Annotated in this window: 15 protein-coding genes; 7 read left to right on the top strand and 8 right to left on the bottom strand. The window is 65.0% G+C overall.

What is annotated here, in order from left to right:
• Position 1 precedes the first annotated feature (1 nt).
• Both BSZ39_RS06065 and BSZ39_RS06060 read right to left on the bottom strand, forming a co-directional pair.
• Entirely contained in the window at positions 2-1,609 is a 1,608-nt protein-coding gene (locus BSZ39_RS06065; protein WP_073716479.1) for an ABC transporter permease subunit, read from the bottom strand.
• A gap of 64 nt (positions 1,610-1,673) precedes the next feature.
• A complete protein-coding gene (locus BSZ39_RS06060; protein ID WP_073716478.1) occupies positions 1,674-2,924 on the bottom strand; it encodes a sugar ABC transporter substrate-binding protein in 1,251 nt (416 codons plus the stop codon).
• A 188-nt stretch (positions 2,925-3,112) separates the two neighbouring features.
• Here BSZ39_RS06060 and BSZ39_RS06055 point away from each other — a divergent pair, with 188 nt between their 5' ends.
• Together BSZ39_RS06055 and BSZ39_RS06050 are read left to right on the top strand one after the other, a co-directional pair.
• Positions 3,113-4,117 carry a LacI family DNA-binding transcriptional regulator gene (locus tag BSZ39_RS06055; RefSeq protein ID WP_073716477.1) on the top strand — a complete coding sequence of 335 codons (1,005 nt, stop codon included), beginning with the start codon at positions 3,113-3,115 and terminating at the stop codon, positions 4,115-4,117.
• An 8-nt stretch (positions 4,118-4,125) separates the two neighbouring features.
• Positions 4,126-5,793: a glycoside hydrolase family 13 protein gene (locus BSZ39_RS06050; protein WP_073716476.1), complete on the top strand. Its 1,668-nt coding sequence runs from the start codon at positions 4,126-4,128 to the stop codon at positions 5,791-5,793.
• Here the strand turns inward: BSZ39_RS06050 and dusB are convergent.
• The 3 genes from dusB to BSZ39_RS06035 are packed head-to-tail and all read right to left on the bottom strand — an operon-like array spanning position 5,790 to position 9,567.
• On the bottom strand, positions 5,790-6,998 hold the full coding sequence (dusB, locus tag BSZ39_RS06045; protein ID WP_073716475.1) for a tRNA dihydrouridine synthase DusB: 1,209 nt from the start codon (positions 6,996-6,998) through the stop codon (positions 5,790-5,792). The two genes, BSZ39_RS06050 and dusB, sit on opposite strands and share 4 nt — an antisense overlap.
• Positions 6,995-8,179 (bottom strand): YibE/F family protein, encoded by a 1,185-nt coding sequence (locus BSZ39_RS06040; RefSeq protein WP_245792439.1) that lies wholly within the window; start codon positions 8,177-8,179, stop codon positions 6,995-6,997. Before BSZ39_RS06040 ends, dusB begins: the two co-directional genes overlap by 4 nt.
• The gene (locus BSZ39_RS06035; protein ID WP_073716473.1) at positions 8,179-9,567 is read right to left on the bottom strand and encodes a glycine--tRNA ligase; all 1,389 of its coding nucleotides are present in this window, start codon (positions 9,565-9,567) and stop codon (positions 8,179-8,181) included. Before BSZ39_RS06035 ends, BSZ39_RS06040 begins: the two co-directional genes overlap by 1 nt.
• Positions 9,568-9,726: 159 nt before the next feature.
• Between BSZ39_RS06035 and BSZ39_RS06030 the strand changes: the two genes are divergently transcribed.
• Genes BSZ39_RS06030 through BSZ39_RS06010 form a run of 5 tightly spaced genes read left to right on the top strand, consistent with a single transcriptional unit; the run spans position 9,727 to position 13,269 of the window.
• A complete protein-coding gene (locus tag BSZ39_RS06030) occupies positions 9,727-10,683 on the top strand; it encodes a metal ABC transporter substrate-binding protein (protein ID WP_143180402.1) in 957 nt (318 codons plus the stop codon).
• Entirely contained in the window at positions 10,683-11,459 is a 777-nt protein-coding gene (locus BSZ39_RS06025) for a metal ABC transporter ATP-binding protein (RefSeq protein ID WP_073716472.1), read from the top strand. The genes BSZ39_RS06030 and BSZ39_RS06025 overlap by 1 nt, the downstream gene beginning before the upstream one ends.
• A 2-nt stretch (positions 11,460-11,461) precedes the next feature.
• A complete protein-coding gene (locus BSZ39_RS06020; protein WP_073716471.1) occupies positions 11,462-12,376 on the top strand; it encodes a metal ABC transporter permease in 915 nt (304 codons plus the stop codon).
• Complete coding sequence (locus tag BSZ39_RS06015) at positions 12,373-12,759, top strand: Fur family transcriptional regulator (RefSeq protein WP_342741802.1); 387 nt, start codon at positions 12,373-12,375, stop codon at positions 12,757-12,759. Before BSZ39_RS06020 ends, BSZ39_RS06015 begins: the two co-directional genes overlap by 4 nt.
• A 6-nt stretch (positions 12,760-12,765) precedes the next feature.
• The gene (locus BSZ39_RS06010) at positions 12,766-13,269 is read left to right on the top strand and encodes a DedA family protein (RefSeq protein WP_073716469.1); all 504 of its coding nucleotides are present in this window, start codon (positions 12,766-12,768) and stop codon (positions 13,267-13,269) included.
• Here the strand turns inward: BSZ39_RS06010 and BSZ39_RS06005 are convergent.
• The 3 genes from BSZ39_RS06005 to leuA are packed head-to-tail and all read right to left on the bottom strand — an operon-like array spanning position 13,266 to position 16,575.
• The gene (locus BSZ39_RS06005) at positions 13,266-14,039 is read right to left on the bottom strand and encodes an isoprenyl transferase (RefSeq protein WP_073716468.1); all 774 of its coding nucleotides are present in this window, start codon (positions 14,037-14,039) and stop codon (positions 13,266-13,268) included. The genes BSZ39_RS06010 and BSZ39_RS06005 overlap by 4 nt on opposite strands.
• A gap of 3 nt (positions 14,040-14,042) precedes the next feature.
• Complete coding sequence (gene recO / locus BSZ39_RS06000; protein ID WP_073716467.1) at positions 14,043-14,783, bottom strand: DNA repair protein RecO; 741 nt, start codon at positions 14,781-14,783, stop codon at positions 14,043-14,045.
• 19 nt (positions 14,784-14,802) lie between these two features.
• Positions 14,803-16,575: a 2-isopropylmalate synthase gene (gene leuA, locus BSZ39_RS05995; protein ID WP_073716466.1), complete on the bottom strand. Its 1,773-nt coding sequence runs from the start codon at positions 16,573-16,575 to the stop codon at positions 14,803-14,805.
• Positions 16,576-16,907 lie beyond the last annotated feature (332 nt).

The raw sequence follows: 16,907 nt of genomic DNA, 5'->3' as shown, positions 1-16,907 counted from the left end.
GTTAGTTGATCTCCTCCAGGGTCTTGGTCTGCCGGAAACTGATCACCGAGATCGTCGCAACGATCAAGAAGATCACGATCGACAGCGCGGATGCGAGGCCGTAGTTCTTTGCCGCACCGCCATCGAGGCCCGCCACGGAATAGACCATGGAGATCAGGATGTCGGTGGCCCCGACGGGTGCCGAGGTATCGGTAAAGCGTGGCCCACCGCCGGTGAGCATGTAAATCAACGTGAAGTTGTTGAAGTTGAAGGCGAACGACGAGATCAGCAGGGGTGCGACCGCAACGAGCAGCAGCGGCATCGTCACCGATCGGAAGATCCTAAACGGTGAGGCACCATCGATCTTGGCCGCCTCGATGACATCGTCCGGGATGGCCTGCAGCGCACCCGTCGAGATGAGGAACATGTATGGGAAGCCCATCCAGAGGTTCACGAGCACGAGCGCGAGTTTGGCTAGCCACGGGTCGTTTAGCCAATCGATTGAGGCTCCGCCCAAAAAGACCTGGTTGATGAAACCGAAGTCTCGGTTGAGCATGCCCTTAAAGAGCAGCGCCGTCAGGAACGCTGGAAAGGCATAGGGCAAGAGCATCAGGGTGCGGTAGACCTTGCGACCCTTCATCCGCTCATCGTTCATGACGATGGCGAAGAAGAGCCCGAGGAAGAACGTCGTCGCGACCGACAGGATCGCGAACGCGAACGTCCACGCCAAGACCTTCAAGAAGGGACCCGAATAGCGCTGATCGGCGAAGGCCTGTTTGAAGTTGTCGAAGCCCGTAAGGACACGCCAACCAGTGGCGATCGTCGTCCCGTCTTCGGCCTCAAACTGGCCGGTCTTATTCGGTTTGTAGGTCTTGTTGTTAACGAGGTCGGTGAGCGTGTCGGTTGCCTCGTCATAGCGCATCTGCGGGGTGTAGGCGTACGCCGTAGCACCGTCGGAGGTACCGATCGATCCCTGGTTGGGGTCATCGGAGACGGGGACCCGCAAATCGGTGACCTCGGTCTGGCGAGCCAGGATCTCCTTGAAGCTCAAGACCGTCCAGCCGGGGACTTCGGTGACCTTATTGCCATCGATCTTGGCGCCGGTCGCCTCCGTGAGGGGTTCTTCCTTGGAGCCGACCTTCACCTTGCCGTCTTCGATCGCCGCGAAGCCGAGATTGCCGTCCTTTTCGACGACGGTCACGGGCAGCGCAGCGCTACCTTCGACGCGACGCTGGTTTTGCGCGAGGATCGCGCTGATCGCATCGGACTTGGTGGAGTTATGCCCATCGCCATAGTTGGTGAACGCGACGTAGCCCGTGTAGAGCACGACGAAAATCTGGTAGACCAGCAGGAATACCAGACCCGGGGCGAGGTACTTCATCGGGAGCATGCGCTTCGAGAAGTAGATGATGTTGATCGCGACCAGCAGCACCACCATGACTGCCGCGATGACTGTGTGCTGACCGCGCCAGGCGGCGAACAGAATGTAGATGCCTAGCGCATTGACCAGCGCCATGACGACGAGCTTGGCGATGAATCCTGGCCGGAAGCTCGTCGCGTGGGATTCGCGCGCACGCCGCGCGCGTTTTTTCGCTTCCGGATCCTCGGTAGCGACGTGAGTGTCCGTCATCTTGAGTCCCTCTCCTCCCAAAACCTCAACGGGGCGCAGCCAGCGGCTGCGCCCCGTGGGGTTGTTACTTGATGGCGGCTTCGATGTCGCTGACCATCTTGTCCCACCCGGCGGTGGGCTCAACTTCGCCGTTGATGATCTGCGCTTCCGTCACGCCCCAGAAGTTCCAGACGGCACCCATCTCGGGAATCGAAGGCATCGGGACGCCCTGTTCGGCAACCTTGGCGAAACCGGCCACGATCGGGTCGGACTTCACGTCGTCGGCAGCGGCCTGCAGGGCCGGGACGCGGCCACCGGCCTTGAACATCTCAACCTGAATGTCCTTCGAGCCGATGTAGTCGGAGAGGAAGCGGTTGGCGAGCAGCGCGTTCGGGCTCTTGGCGTTCAGGTAGAAGCCCTGGACACCGACGAACGGCGCGGCGGGCTTGTCGCCGGTGGTCGGGATCGGGTCGATCGCGAGTTCGAGATCCTTGTACTGCTCGAGCATCCAGGGGCCACCGATGATAAACGGCGCGTTACCCTGCTTGAACTGCTCGACCGCGATGTCGTACGTGATCGAGGTCGACAGCACCCCGGAGCCGTTCTTGCCGTTCTCCTTCAGCCAGTTGGCGAACTTGTGGCCCGGCTCGCCGCCGAGATTCAGCTCGTTGGTGTAGGAGCCGTCATCGTTCTGCTTGAAGACCATCGCTCCGAAGGAGTGCTGGAACGGCGCCATCGTGTAGGGGTCACCCTTGGCGTCGACCTGGATGAGGAACGGGTACTTCGTGCCCGCGTCCTTGCCGGCCTTGACCATGTCATCGAAGGTCGCGGGAGCTTCGGAGGCCAGCTTCGTGTTGCGGATCAGGCCGATGTTCTCCACGGCGTAGGGCACGGCGTAAACCTTGCCGTCGTTCGTGAAGGCTTCGACCGCGATCTTTTGGAAGTCCTTGGCCTTATCGCCCAGTTCGATCGGGGCGACGACGCCGTTCTTCACCATTTCGCCCAGCCAGTCGTGGGCACCAACGGTGATGTCCGGGCCCTTGCCGGTCGGCACCTGGCTATTGAATTCGGCGCGGATATCGTCGAAGTTCTTCTGCACGATTTCAATCGTCGCGCCCGTGTCATCCTTGAACTTCTTCGCCGCAGCTTCCACCGGCTTCACTCGGGTCTCGTCGACCCACACGGTGATCTTCTGGCCTTCGCCTTCCTTGCCGCCGCCTTCGCTCGAGGTCTGCCCCGGCGTTTCACTTGGTTTCGTTTCGGTGCCCGATCCGCCGCAGGCGGCGAGCGTGAGGGTAAGCGCAATGGCCCCGAGGCCTGCAATGCTCCGTCGCATCTGTTGTCTCCCATTCAATGCGCCCACCTTGAGGACCCCAGGGTCATCCAGGCGGAACGATGTGTTGGCATTGTGTCACTGTCGAGCCTACGACCAACCTGCAAGAGTTGCAAGCGCTTTCATTCGTTTTCAGATAGCATTGCAATCACGCTTTCAATGATGATGATGATGATGGGAAGGTTCGAGCCATGACTCAGCGCATCAGATTGAGTGATGTGGCTCGGCACGCAAAAGTTTCCACGGCCACCGTCTCGCGGGTGATTAACAATCGCCCCGGCGTTGCCAAAGACAAACGACGTGCTGTGCTCGCTGCCCTCGACGTACTCGGCTATGAACGTCCCGCTCAGACCGATTCGACCTCCGGCGGGCTGATCGGCCTGATCGTTCCCGAGCTGTCGAATCCGATCTTCCCGCTGTATGCGCAAGAGATCGAACAGGTCCTTTCCACCGAGGGCTTTACCCCGCTGCTGTGCACCCAGTCCCCCGGCGGCATCACCGAGGACGAGTACGTGCGCATCCTGCGCGAGCGCAAGGTCAAAGGCATCATCTTCGTCTCGGGCCTGCACGCCGATGCCGACTCCGACCCGCGCCGCTATGCCGACCTTGCCGACACCCCCTTCGTGACGATCAACGGCCCGAACCCGGATGTGCTTGCGCCGTCGTTTTCCTGCGACGACGAGGACGCCACCGCGCGCGCCTTCGCTCACCTGCTTTCCCTCGGACACCGCACCATCGGGTTGGCGGTCGGCCCCAACCGCTTCATTCCGACCCAGAAGAAGGTCGCAGGCTTCACGGCCGCCCACGAACAGGCTTTCGGCGATAAAGAGCCGGCCATCGTGTCCTCCCTGTACACGATGGAGGGCGGCCAGGCCGCCGCCGCGGAACTCTTAAAGCGCGGGTGCACCGGCATTATTTGCGCCTCCGACCCCATGGCGCTCGGCGCTATCCGGCAGGTCCGCCAGGAGGGTCTTCGCGTACCCGACGATATTTCGGTCATCGGCTATGACGACACCCCACTCATCGCGTACACGCACCCGCCCCTGACCACGATCCGCCAGCCGGTCGCACGCATCGCACGCGCCGCCGCGGGCACACTGCTGCAGATGATCAGCGGCCGATCGATCGCGGCTTCCTCGCTCGTCTTCGCCCCTGAACTCGTCGTGCGGTCCTCGACCGGTCCCTTCGTCCCCTAAGGAGATTCATGTCCGCGTCCACGTATCCATGGTGGCATTCGGCCGTTATCTACCAGATCTACCCCCGCTCCTTCGCCTCGACGGCAGGCCCCTTAGGAACCCTCGCAGGGGTCACGAAGAACATCGGTTACCTCGCGGACCTCGGCGTCGATGCGATCTGGCTGTCGCCGTTTTATCCTTCGCCGCAACATGATGCCGGATACGACGTCGCTGACTATTTCGACGTCGATCCGCGCTTCGGTACGCTCGCGGATGCCGACGAGATGATCTCGGCGGCGCACGAGCACGGGCTGAAGGTCATCGTCGACCTGGTGCCCAACCACACCTCCGAAGACCATGCGTGGTTCCAGGCCGCCCTCGCGGCAGGGCCCGGCTCACCGGAGCGAGAACGCTACTACTTCCGCGACGGCGATGAGCCACCAAACAACTGGAAGTCGATCTTCGGTGGGCCCGCCTGGACCCGCGTGTGCGACCGAGCCGACGCGCCCGGCTCGCCGTGGCAGGACGATCAGCAGTGGTACCTGCACCTGTTCGACACCTCGCAGCCGGACCTCAACTGGGAGAACCTGGAGGTCCACGAGCTGTTCGAGCAGATCTTGCGCTTTTGGTGCGATCGCGGGGTCGACGGCTTCCGCGTCGACGTCGCGCACGGCCTGATCAAGAACCCGGCACTGCCGGACTATGACGGCGAGATCGACATGGTCCAGGGCAGCGGCGAGGACCGGCCGCCCATGTTTGACCAGGACGGCGTCCACGAGATCTACCGGCACTGGCACGACATCCTCGCCGGCTACGACGGCGACCGCATGCTCGTCGCCGAGGCCTGGGTCGATCCACCGGAGCGGCTCGCGCGCTACGTGCGCCCCGACGAGATGCACCAGGCCTTCAACTTCGACTACCTCGTCTGCCCGTGGGACGCCCAGGAGCTACGGATGGTCGCAAGCCAGGTCATGGCGACGTTCGCCGCCGTCGGTGCTCCCACGACGTGGGTGCTGTCCAATCACGACGTCGTCCGCCACGCCTCGCGCCTCGGATTGCGAACAACGGGCAAGGGCCCCAACGGCATCGCCGCGCACGACCCCCAGCCCGACCGTGAGCTCGGGTTGCACCGCGCGAAGGCGGCGACGCTCCTCATGCTCGCGCTGCCCGGCTCCGCCTACCTGTATCAGGGCGAAGAGCTCGGGCTGCCCGAACATACGCAACTGCCCGACGAGGTGCGTGAAGACCCGGCGTTTCTCCGCACGAAGGGCGAGGAAGCCGGCCGCGATGGGTGTCGCGTCCCACTGCCGTGGACCGCGCACGAGCCCGGCTTCGGGTTCTCCCCGACGGGCGAGACGTGGCTGCCGCAGCCCGAGGACTGGGACCGGTATGCGGTGGATACACAGCTGTCGGATCCGACCTCGACGCTCTACCTCTACCGCGCCGCGCTGAAGCTCCGGCGCACCTGGGGGCTCGGCGAGGCCGTCTTCCGTTTCGTGCCCACCGTGCCCGAGCATGTCGTCGCGGGGCTGTGCACGACGCAAGATCACAAGGATTACCTCGTCTTCACCGCGATCGGCGCGCCAGCCGAGCTGCCGCGCGGCTGGCGCGCCGAGCTAAGCTCCGATGAGCTCATCGAGCGCGGCGAGACCATCGTCGTGCCCTCGGACGTCACGGTCTGGGCGAGCCGGGCCTAACCGCCGGATATTCCCACCTCGGCCTCGTGCAGCGCCGCGAGGTGCGCCTCGCTCAGCTCCTGGGAGTCGAGCCAGCCGTCGGGCAGGTGCGGGCGGCGCCGATGCCCGGCGCGGCCGCGTGGCCCTTCGGCGGACTCTCCCGGGTAGGGCGCGTCCTGGTCGAGCTCATCGAGCAGGGCCCGCAACTCGGCAAGGTTTTCGACCATCGCGAGGCGATGGCGCAGCGTGCCGCCGACGGGATAGCCCTTGAAGTACCAGCCCATGTGTTTACGCATCTCGCGCGCGGCCTTGAGCTCGTCGGAGAAGTGCTCGACCATGAGTTCCGCATGCCGGTAGACGACGTTGCAGACTTCTGCGAGCCCGGGTCGCACCCGAGTGTCGCTGCCGTGGAAAGCGGCGACAATATCGGTAAACAGCCACGGCCTGCCCTGGCAGCCACGGCCGATGACGACGCCATCGCAGCCGGTCTGCTCGACCATCACGAGCGCATCCTCGGCCGACCAGATATCGCCGTTGCCGAGCACCGGGTAGTCGCCCATCGCCTCTTTCAACCGGGCGATCTCGACCCAGCGCGCGGTGCCGGAGTAGTGCTGGGCCGCGGTCCGGGCGTGCAGGCCCACGGCCGCGATGCCGGCGTCGCGCGCCACGCGCGCGGCCTCGTGGTAGGTGATGTGGTCGTCGTCGATCCCCATCCGCATCTTCACGGTAACGGGGACCTGCCGGCCGGGGCGGGACTCCCGTTCGCTCATCGCGACCGCCCGCCGGACAATGTCACCAAAGAGTCCGATCTTCCACGGCAGGGCCGCTCCCCCGCCGCGGCGCGTCACCTTGGGGACGGGACAGCCGAAGTTGAGGTCGATATGGTAGGCGCGGTCCTCGCTGATGAGGATGCGGATCGCTTCGGCGATCGTCGCCGGGTCGACGCCGTAGAGCTGGACGCTACGAACGGGGTCGAGCGGGTCCGGCTCGACCATGAGCATCGTTGCCGGGTGCCGCTCGACGAGCGCGCGGCTCGTCACCATTTCGGTGACGTACAGGCCCGCAGGCGCGAGCAGATCGCTGGCGGGGGCATCGCCGGGGTAGCCGGCGATTCCAGCTTCCCGGCACAGCCGACGGAATGGGGGCGTCGTCACCCCGGCCATGGGGGCCAGGACGACGGGAGTGCGCGCCTCGATCGGCCCGAGGTGCAACGGCTTGAGCATCATTCGGCGGCCTCCTCTTTCACCAGTCCGCGCCGCGGCGCCTTGTGGACGAGCGCGACGGCGATCGCGGTTGTGAGCGGAATCGCGAGGATCAGCCCGATCGAGGAGACGAGCGTTCGCACGACCTCCTCCGCGATCTCCCCGGCCCCGAGCGTCGCAAGGAATGACCGGTCGATAAGCGCGGCCAGGATGAGCAGTGGTAGCGCGGTGCCAACGTAGGCGAAGGCAAGCGTGTAGACCGTCGAAGCGATATGGTCCTCGCCGATGCGCATGCCGCCACGCCACAGCTCACGCTTGGAAAGCTTCGGGTTCGCGGCATGCAGCTCCCACACGGCGCTCGCCTGCGTAATCGTCACGTCGTTGAGCGCGCCGAGGCACGCGATGACGAGGCCACACAAGATGAGGTCACCGAGCCGCAGGTTCGGGAACGTCGTCGAGATCAGCTGACCGGTATCGCCCTGCGCACCGGTGACGTGGGATGCCCGCAACGCCCACAGACCGACGCCGAGGGTGATTGCCAGGCCACCAAATGTGCCAAGCAACGCCGTCGTGGTGCGGATCGACATGCCGTGCGCGAGATAGACCGCGCAAAACATCATGAGGGAGCCCGCCGTGAGCGCAACGCCGACCGGGTTAGATCCGGACATGATCGCCGGGATCGCGAAGAACACGATGACCCCGAGCGAGGTCAGGAGGCCGACGACGGCGGCCAGGCCCTTAATCCGCGCTACGAGGGCGACGACGATGAGGTAGCCGATGAAGAGGATCCCCATCGGCATCGTTCGCTGATAGTCCAAAAAGACATAGGGAGAACCGGAACCCATCGCATCGGAGAGGAAGACGACGAGGACCTTATCGCCGACGTCTAGTCCGTGATCGAAGATCTCGGGCGGGACTTGCATGCGGGTTTCGGCCCCGGCGTTATCACCACCTGTGAGCCGGATCCCCGCGGTCGGCAGCACCTGTTCGGAGTCCGCGTCCAGGTCGGTGACGACGGCGGGCGTGGGCTTCGCGTTGGAATCGGTCAGCGGACGCGAACCGATCGCCGAGCGGTCCTCCGGCCACAGCATCCAGGTCGCAACAAGCGTCGCGATAAACAGGGGGACGACGATCGCGGCGAGGACAAGCTGCGCCCGCCGGCGGGCACCGGCGGGCAGCGGCGTGGTTTCGTGATGCTGGTGCATCAGCACCCAACGAGCTTGGCGGCGAGGTAGCCTTTGAGCTGGTCCACGCTCACCCGCTCCTGCGCCATTGTGTCGCGATCGCGAACCGTGACGGCGTTATCGTCGAGCGAATCGAAGTCGATCGTCACGCAGTAGGGAGTACCGATCTCGTCTTGGCGACGGTAGCGACGGCCGACCGCGCCGGCGTCGTCGAACTCGATATTCCACGCGGTCCGCAGGTCCGCGGCGATCTGCTTCGCGAGCGGAGCGAGTTCCGCCTTGCGCGACAGCGGCAGGACCGCGACCTTGACAGGCGCGAGCCGGTGATCGAGGCGCAGCACGGTGCGCTTGTCGACGCCACCCTTGGTGTTGGGGGCCTCGTCCTCTTCGTAGGCCTCCACGAGGAAGGCCATGAGGGAGCGGGTCAGGCCCGCCGCGGGCTCGATGACGTAGGGGATGAACCGCTCGCCGCTCGCCTGCTCGAAGTAGGTGAGGTTCTGGCCTGACTTTTCCTGGTGCGTCTTCAGGTCGTAGTCGGTTCGGTTCGCGATGCCTTCGAGTTCGCCCCACTGGCTGCCGGTGAAACCGAAGGTGTATTCGATGTCGACGGTGCGCTTGGAATAGTGCGAGAGCTTTTCCTTCGGGTGCTCATACAGCCGCAGGTTCTCGCGCTTGATGCCGAGGTCGGTGTACCAGTTCAGGCGCTGCTCGATCCAGTATTCGTGCCACTCTTCGTCCGTTCCCGGCTTGACGAAGAATTCCATCTCCATCTGCTCAAACTCGCGGGTGCGGAAAATGAAGTTACCGGGCGTGATCTCGTTGCGGAACGACTTGCCGATGTTCGCGATGCCAAAGGGCACCTTCAGGCGCGAGGAGGCGGCGACGTTCGCGAAGTTCACGAAGATGCCCTGCGCGGTCTCCGGGCGCAGGTAGTGCAGCCCGGTCTCATCGTCGACGGCGCCGAGGTAGGTCTTCATGAGGCCCGAGAAGGCGCGCGGTTCGGTCCACTTGCCGGGCTGGCCGGTCACGGGGTCGTTGATATCCGCGAGGCCGTTTTCAGGCGCATGGCCGTGCTTTTCTTCGTACTCTTCGAGCAGATGATCCGCGCGGTAGCGCTTGTGGGTGTAGAGCGATTCGACGAGCGGATCGGTGAAGGCCTCGACGTGACCGGAGGCCTGCCAGACCGCGGTCGGCAGGATGACGGAGGAGTCAATCCCGACGACGTCCTCGCGAGCGCGCACCATCTGGCTCCACCACTGGCGCTTGATGTTTCCTTTCAACTCGACGCCGAGCGGACCGTAGTCCCAGGCCGAGCGCGTACCGCCGTAGATCTCACCACAGGGGTAAACGAAGCCGCGGCGCTTCGCGAGATTGATGACGGATTCCAGTCGAGAGGGGGCCTTAGACACGAGTCTGCTCCTGAATTCTTGATCTCGGCGCACCTGGCTGGTGCACTCGGACACTAGGTTATCGATATTCGTGAGCAAGTCCGAATAGCCTGGCCTTAGTGAGCAGTGGCACGGGACATCCGGTTGACTCTCGCAGGATTTGCTCTGAGAATCATTATCATGCGCAAGACTGTTGCCTTCCTCGCCGCAAGCGTGCTAGCACTCGCCGGATGCGCCACGTCCTCCCCGACATCTTCCGAATCCAACGCACCCAAGAAACTGGAGGTTCTCGCCTCGTTCTACCCGCTGCAGTACCTCGCGACCGAAATCGGTGGCGAGCACGTGGCGGTCTCCTCCCTCACGCCCGCGGGCGCTGAGCCCCATGACCTCGAACTGTCGCCCGCGCAGGTCTTGCAGATCGGCAAGGCCGACGCGGTTATCTACTTGTCGGGCTTCCAGCCGTCGGTCGACAGCGCGGTCAAGGAGGTCAAGCCGAAGCACGCCTACGATGCGGCGAAGGACGCCGATCTCAAGGCCGCCGAGCCTCACGACCACGGCGATGACGAGCACGCCGATCACGACCACGGCGATGACGACCACGACCACGACCATGATCACGGCGGTGTAGACCCGCACTTCTGGCTCGATCCCGCCCGCATGGCTGCCGTCGCCCCGCACGTCGCCGAGACGCTCGCCGCCGCGGACCCGGACAACAAGGCCACCTACGAGGCCAACGCCAAGACCCTGGCCGACAAGCTCAAGGGCATCAAGGATGAGTTCGACGCGGGCCTGAAGACCTGTGAGCGCGACACGATCATCGTGTCCCACGAGGCCTATGGCTACCTGCTCGAGGGCACGAAGCTCCAGCAAGTGGGACTTTCCGGAATCGATCCGGAAGCCGAGCCGGCTCCCGCGACGCTCGCGGCGATCAAGAAGGTGATGGCCGAAAAGAAGGTCACGACGATCTTCACCGAAAGCCTCATCAACCCGAAGGCCGCCGAGACCTTCGCAAAGGAAACCGGAGCCAAGACCGCGGTGCTCGACCCGCTCGAGAGCCAGGCCGATGACTCCAAGGACTACGCCGCTGTCATGAAGGAGAACCTGCAAGCGCTGCGCACTGCCCTAGAGTGTAAGTGATGTCAGACCCTGTTCTTTTAGTCGACGATCTCACCGTCGCCTACGGGCCGGCCACGATCTTGCACGATGTCACCACTACGGTGACGTCCGGCGAGGTCGTGGCCGTCCTCGGTGCTAACGGTTCGGGCAAATCGACCCTCATCAAGGCATGCCTCGGTCTCGCCCCCGTCACGCACGGCGAGATCTATCTTTTCGGCGCCCCCATCACGAAGCCCGCCCAGGTCCCCTTCGATCGGATCGGCTACGTCCCACAGCGCGCCGCCGCCATTTCTGAAACGCCGACCACGGCGCTCGAAGTGGTGATGAGCGGAATGATCGGCAACTGGCGCCTGCGCCCGCCGCGCGGGGCCAAGGCACGCGCCATGGAGGCACTCGAACAGGTCAACCTCGCCGACCGCGCCCACCACCCGATCCGGGTGTTCTCCGGTGGCCAGCTCCAGCGCACGCTCATCGCCCGCGCGCTCGTACGCACCCCCGAGCTCGTGATCCTCGACGAACCGCTGTCCGGCATCGACGCCCACTCCCAAGAGCTCTTGCTCGGCTCCTTGCACCAACTGCACGACGCGGGTGCGACGATCATCGTCATCCTGCACGAGATCGGGCCGTTTAATGGCTTTCTCGACCGCTCGATCGTGCTCGCCCAGGGCTCGATCAGCCACGACGGCGCGCCACCTGAGCCGCACGGACATCATGCGAGCGATTCGCACGTCCACCAGCATTACCCACACGGCGACGACGCTCCCCCGGCCCTCGCCCCCGATCTGTCCTGGGGCTAGCCATGGTAGAAATCATCACCGACATGCTGTCCTCGCCGCTCATGGTGCGCGGGCTGCTCGCCGCACTACTCGTCGGCATCAGCGCCCCGATCATGGGCACCTACCTCGTCCAGCGCCGCCTCGCGCTCCTTGGCGATGGCATCGGACACGTCGCCCTCACCGGCGTCGCGATGGGCTGGCTCGCCGCCTCCTGGGCGGGCGCCGCGAACCAGGACCAGTGGGCGATCCCCGGCGCGGTGGCGGCCTCCATCATCGGCTCCGTCCTTATCGAGGTCGTCCGCTCGTGGGGCCGGACCTCCGGCGACGTCGCGCTCGCCCTGCTGTTTTACGGCGGCATCGCGGGCGGCGTCCTGCTGATTTCGATCGCGGGCGGCACGTCGGCGAACCTCACGGCATACCTCTTCGGCTCGATCGCGACCGTCACGAGCGCGGACCTCATCTGGACCTTCATCCTTGCGGCGCTCATCCTGCTCGTCGGGCTCGGGCTGCGCCCCGCGCTGTTCTCGCTCAGCTACGACGAGGACTTCGCGCGCGCGACCGGACTGCCCGTCCGCTTCCTCAATATCGTCGTCGCGATCGTCGCGGCCCTGACGGTCTCGGTCGCGATGCGGGTCGTCGGCGTCCTGCTCGTCTCCGCGATCATGATCGTGCCCGTCGCCATCGCGCAGCTCGTCTGCCGCTCGTTTAACGGCACGATGCACGTCGCGATGGGGATCGGCGCGAGCGTCGCCGTCGCGGGCCTCATCATCACTTACGTCAAGCCCTACAGTCCAGGGGCCACCATTGTCGTTCTCGCAATCACCATTTACGGAGTAGTCTCAATAGTGCGGCCGCTGTTTCATCGACCAGCGCCGCACCACAAACACGAAGACGAAGCAGACTCTGAATTTGGAGGGCAGGAGCCATGCAACGCATGACCCGACAGCGGATCGCTGTGACGTCTCTGATGGAGAGTCTCGATGACTTCCGCTCGGCCCAGCAGTTGCATGATGCGCTGCGTGAACGCGGCGAAAACGTCGGCCTTGCGACCGTCTACCGCACGCTGCAGTCGCTCGCGGATGCCGGTGTCGTCGACGTACTGCGCCTCGAAGACGAAAACGTTTTCCGGATGTGTTCGCGTTCCGGACATCACCACCACCTCGTGTGCCGCGCCTGCGGCAGGACCGTCGAGTTGACCGGGCTCGATGTCGAGAAGTGGGCGAAGCAGATCGCGCGGGAGCACGGCTTCGAAGAGGTCGATCACACCCTCGAACTGTTCGGGCTGTGTGCGCAGTGCGCTGCCGCACCGAACGAGGCCTAATCCCCGGTGCCCCAATTCGTCACCGACGGCCCTATCTGGCTCATCGTCGGCTTCCTCTTCGTCGTCGTTTTCTGCCGCGCCCAGGCGACCTACTGGCTGGCACGCGGTGTCGCGGTCGGGACCGAGCGCTCGCAGTCGAATCACCGGTTCATCGTCGCCCTGGCCGACTGGTTTAACGGCCCCGCCCCCCGCCGCGGCAAGCGTGCGCTCGAAAAGTGGGGCATCGTCATCATCCCGATCTCGTTTTTGACGATTGGCTTCCAAACCGCGGTGAACGCGGCCGCGGGGCTTCTCGCCATGGACTGGCGGCGCTACACCATCGCGATGCTGCCGGGCTGTGTCGCTTGGGCGCTGCTGTATGGACTCGGGGTCCTTGCCGTCTGGCTCGCGGTCATCAACGCGATTGCGGGGTCCTGGTACACGCTCGCCGCGCTGCTGATCATCCTCGCGATCGCGCTCATCGTTTCGCGGATCGTGCGGGCGCGACGCGAGGCGGTCGACGCCGGTTAGTTCCCGACGGCGTCGATCGCCCCGCCGTAACGGCGGTCGCGCCGCGCATAGATCTCCGCCGCGCGCCACAGCGAACGGCGATCGACCTCCGGCCACGGCTCGTCGAGGAAGACCATCTCCGCATACTGCGACTGCCACGTGAGGAAATTCGACGTGCGCTGCTCCCCGCCCGTGCGCATAAACATGTCCACGGGAGGCAGCTCGGGCACGTACAGGCGGCTCGCGATCGTCCGCTCCGTGATTCCCTTGGGCGTAAGTTCCCCGGCCGCGACCTCGCGCGCGATCTGGCGCACCGCGTCGGTGATCTCGGCGTGGCCGCCGTAGTTCACGCACATCGTCAGCGTGCACACGCTGTTGTGCTTGGTCATCTCCTCGGCCGTTTTCAGCTCCTCGATGACGGACTTCCACAGCCGTGGCCGCCTCCCGGCCCACCGCACTTTCACGCCCCAGGAGTTCATCGTGTCGCGCCGGCGCCGCAAAACGTCGCGGTTAAAGCCCATGAGGAAGCGCACTTCGGAGGGCGAGCGCGACCAGTTCTCGGTCGAAAACGCATATGCGGAGACGTATTCGATGCCGAGGTCGATCGCGCCGGCGACGACATCGAGCAGCGCCGCCTCGCCCGCCTTATGCCCCTCGATGCGGGGCAGTCCGCGGGCGTTCGCCCACCGGCCATTGCCGTCCATGACGACCGCGACGTGCCGCGGAATGAGCTCGCGTGGGAGCGCGGGAGGGCGTGCGCCCGAGGGGTGCGGCGGCGGTGCAACTGACATGATCTACCCTTCACTCGGATGCGGGATGAGGATCAGGGAACGCAATCGGCGTTCCATATTCCATTGGACGAATGCGGCCACGAGGCCGGAGGCTTCGCCGCGGACCTTCGGGGCGCTCGCGCCCGCCTCGGCCCAGTCGCCCGAGAGCAGCGAGCCAAGCAGTGCCATCGCCTGCGGCGTCGGGGTCGCCGAGCCCGGCGGGCGGCAGTTTTCGCACACCGCGCCGCCCGCCGACACGTTAAACGAGCGGTGCGGGCCCACGGCGCCGCAGACCGCGCAGTCGTGGAAGGACGGCGCCCAGCCCGCAATCGCGAGCGCGCGCAGCAGGTAGGAGTCCAAGACGAGCTGGGAGTTGATGCGGCCGGTCGCGAGCGCATGCAGCGCACCGAGCAGCAGCAGGTATTGCTGCGGACCCGCTTCCACGTCGTCGTCGGTGAGTTTCATCGCCGCCTCGGCCATCACCGCCGCCCGCGTGTACTTGTCATAATCGCGCGCGAGCGCATCGGAATACGGATGGATCGACTCGGCCTGCGTCACCGTATCGAGGTTGTGTCCCCGGTAGAGCTGCAGGTCGACGCGGTTGAACGGTTCAAGCCGGCCACCAAACTTCGATTGCGTGCGCCGCACGCCTTTCGCGACGGCGCGCACCTGGCCGTTGGCGCGGGTCAGCAACGTGAGGATGCGATCGGCTTCGCCCAGCTTGTGGGTGCGCAGCACGATCGCCTCGTCACGGTAGGTCTTCACCCGCCCATTGTCTCAGGTGCTAGTGCAGCGAGGCATCCCGCACCGCCCGGTTGACAGCGGAGATGATCGCCTTGAACGACGCGGTCGTGATCGACGGATCGATTCCGACGCCCCACAGCACCTGGCCGTCGACTTCCGCCTCGATATAGGCCGCCGCGGTGGCGTCCCCGCCCGTGGACAGGGCGTGTTCGGCGAAGTCGAGGACGTGGACCTCGATCCCGATCTGGCTCAGGGCCCCGACGAACGCGTCGATCGGACCATTACCGGTGGCGGCGAGCACTCGGTCGGCGCGGCCGTCCTTGAGGTTGACGGTCAGCGTCGCGTGTTCGCCATCGTCGGCCGTCGTGACGGTCGTGCCGCGCAGCGCAAACCGGCCCCAGGGCTTCAGGCCCTTGGCGGTCGCGGCGGGAAGATACTCGTCGGCGAAGATCTGCCACAGCGATTCGGCCGTGATCTCGCCGCCGCCAGCTTCCGAGTGCCGCTGGACGATCTGCGAGAGTTCGATCTGCAGGCGGCGCGGCAACTCGAGGTGGCGCGTGGAGCTCATGAGGTAGGCGACGCCGCCCTTGCCGGACTGCGAGTTGACGCGGACGATCGCCTCGTAGGTGCGGCCGAGGTCGTGGGGGTCGACCGGCAGGTACGGGACGTCCCACGGCACAGCGGTCTCGTCGCCGCTCGCGGCCGCCACGTCGCGCTCCCGGCGGGCCATGCCCTTGCCGATCGCGTCCTGGTGGGAGCCGGAAAACGCTGTGTAGACGAGGTCGCCGCCGTAGGGGTGGCGCGGGTGGACGTCCATGCGGGTGCACTGTTCGACGACGCGGCGGATGTGGTCGACGTGGGAAAAATCGATTTCTGGGTCGACGCCCTGGCTCAGCAGGTTCATGCCGAGGGTGAGCAGGTCGACGTTGCCGGTGCGCTCCCCTTGGCCAAACAGACAGCCTTCGATCCGGTCCGCGCCCGCCATGACGGCGAGCTCTGCCGAGGCGACGGCCGTGCCACGGTCGTTGTGGGGGTGGACCGACAGGCACACGAATTCGCGGCGCGACAGGTTCCGGCTCATCCATTCGATCTGGTCGGCGTAAACGTTCGGGGTCGTGCGCTCGACGGTCGCGGGCAGGTTGATGATGATCTCGCGGCCGGCATCGGGCTGCCACACGTCCATCACCGCCTCGCATACCTCGAGGGCGAAGTCGAGTTCGGTGTCGACGAAGATCTCGGGCGAGTACTGGTAGCCGAAGATGGTGTCGTCGTCGAGGACCTTTTCCGCATACGCGAGGACTTCACGCGTGCCGCTGACGGCAAGTTCGCGGGTGGCGTCGCGATCGGCGCGGAAGACGATATCGCGGAACGTCGGGGCGGTGGCGTTATAGAGGTGGACGGTCGCGTTCTTGGCCCCCTGCAGCGAATCGATCGTGCGGTGGATGAGGTCTTCACGCGACTGCGTCAGCGCCGAGATCGTCACGTCATCGGGGATCGCGTTGTCCTCGATGAGGTGGCGAACGAAGTCATAGTCCGTGGCCGATGCCGCGGGGAACCCGACCTCGATCTCCTTGTAGCCGAGCTCGATCAGCAGGTCGAACATCTGCCGCTTGCGGGCCGGGTCCATCGGCTCGATGAGGGCCTGGTTACCGTCGCGCAGATCGGTTGACAGCCAGCGCGGTGCCTTCGTGATGCGCATGGTCGGCCACGTCCGATCGGGCAGCTCGATGGGGTTGACGTCGAGGAAGGGGCGGTACTTCGCCGTCGGCATCGGTGATGCCTGCTGTTGCGATTTTGTTCCTACGGTTTTCATCTGGTCCTCCTAGCACGTGCTGGGTCGGGAACACCAGATTCTCCGCGCTGAGGGTCCGACCCTAATGGATCTCAGCGCGGCGACGAAGCAGCATGAGGAATGTCCGCATACACGGGATCATAGCGAGCGTTAGCGGATGTGGACGCAGCTGTCCACGTTGTGGCAAGGCTAGACCGGCATGAGGCCAGCGAACAGTCCCCAGTAGGCGCCCGCAACCAGCATGAAGATCGCGCCACCGAGGAGAGTGTCCGATTTTTTGTGTGCGGGGGTTTGGTTTACAAGTACTCCGTGAATCGGTCTGGGTATGCCACGGCTAGTTGGTTGATGGCTTG

The sequence above is a fragment of the Bowdeniella nasicola genome (assembly GCF_001907295.1).
Lineage (GTDB): Bacteria > Actinomycetota > Actinomycetes > Actinomycetales > Actinomycetaceae > Bowdeniella > Bowdeniella nasicola.
The sequence above is the reverse complement of the archived record's forward strand: the minus strand, read 5'-3'. Positions and strand labels throughout refer to the sequence as shown.

Bases quoted from the DNA above. Each gene is read 5' to 3' on its own strand.
- BSZ39_RS06065 (WP_073716479.1), bottom strand. From the start codon at position 1,609: ATGACGGACACTCACGTCGCTACCGAGGATCCGGAAGCGAAAAAACGC.
- BSZ39_RS06060 (WP_073716478.1), bottom strand. From the start codon at position 2,924: ATGCGACGGAGCATTGCAGGCCTCGGGGCCATTGCGCTTACCCTCACG.
- BSZ39_RS06055 (WP_073716477.1), top strand. From the start codon at position 3,113: ATGACTCAGCGCATCAGATTGAGTGATGTGGCTCGGCACGCAAAAGTT.
- BSZ39_RS06050 (WP_073716476.1), top strand. From the start codon at position 4,126: ATGTCCGCGTCCACGTATCCATGGTGGCATTCGGCCGTTATCTACCAG.
- dusB (WP_073716475.1), bottom strand. From the start codon at position 6,998: ATGATGCTCAAGCCGTTGCACCTCGGGCCGATCGAGGCGCGCACTCCC.
- BSZ39_RS06040 (WP_245792439.1), bottom strand. From the start codon at position 8,179: ATGCACCAGCATCACGAAACCACGCCGCTGCCCGCCGGTGCCCGCCGG.
- BSZ39_RS06030 (WP_143180402.1), top strand. From the start codon at position 9,727: ATGCGCAAGACTGTTGCCTTCCTCGCCGCAAGCGTGCTAGCACTCGCC.
- BSZ39_RS06025 (WP_073716472.1), top strand. From the start codon at position 10,683: ATGTCAGACCCTGTTCTTTTAGTCGACGATCTCACCGTCGCCTACGGG.
- BSZ39_RS06020 (WP_073716471.1), top strand. From the start codon at position 11,462: ATGGTAGAAATCATCACCGACATGCTGTCCTCGCCGCTCATGGTGCGC.
- BSZ39_RS06015 (WP_342741802.1), top strand. From the start codon at position 12,373: ATGACCCGACAGCGGATCGCTGTGACGTCTCTGATGGAGAGTCTCGAT.
- BSZ39_RS06005 (WP_073716468.1), bottom strand. From the start codon at position 14,039: ATGTCAGTTGCACCGCCGCCGCACCCCTCGGGCGCACGCCCTCCCGCG.
- leuA (WP_073716466.1), bottom strand. From the start codon at position 16,575: ATGAAAACCGTAGGAACAAAATCGCAACAGCAGGCATCACCGATGCCG.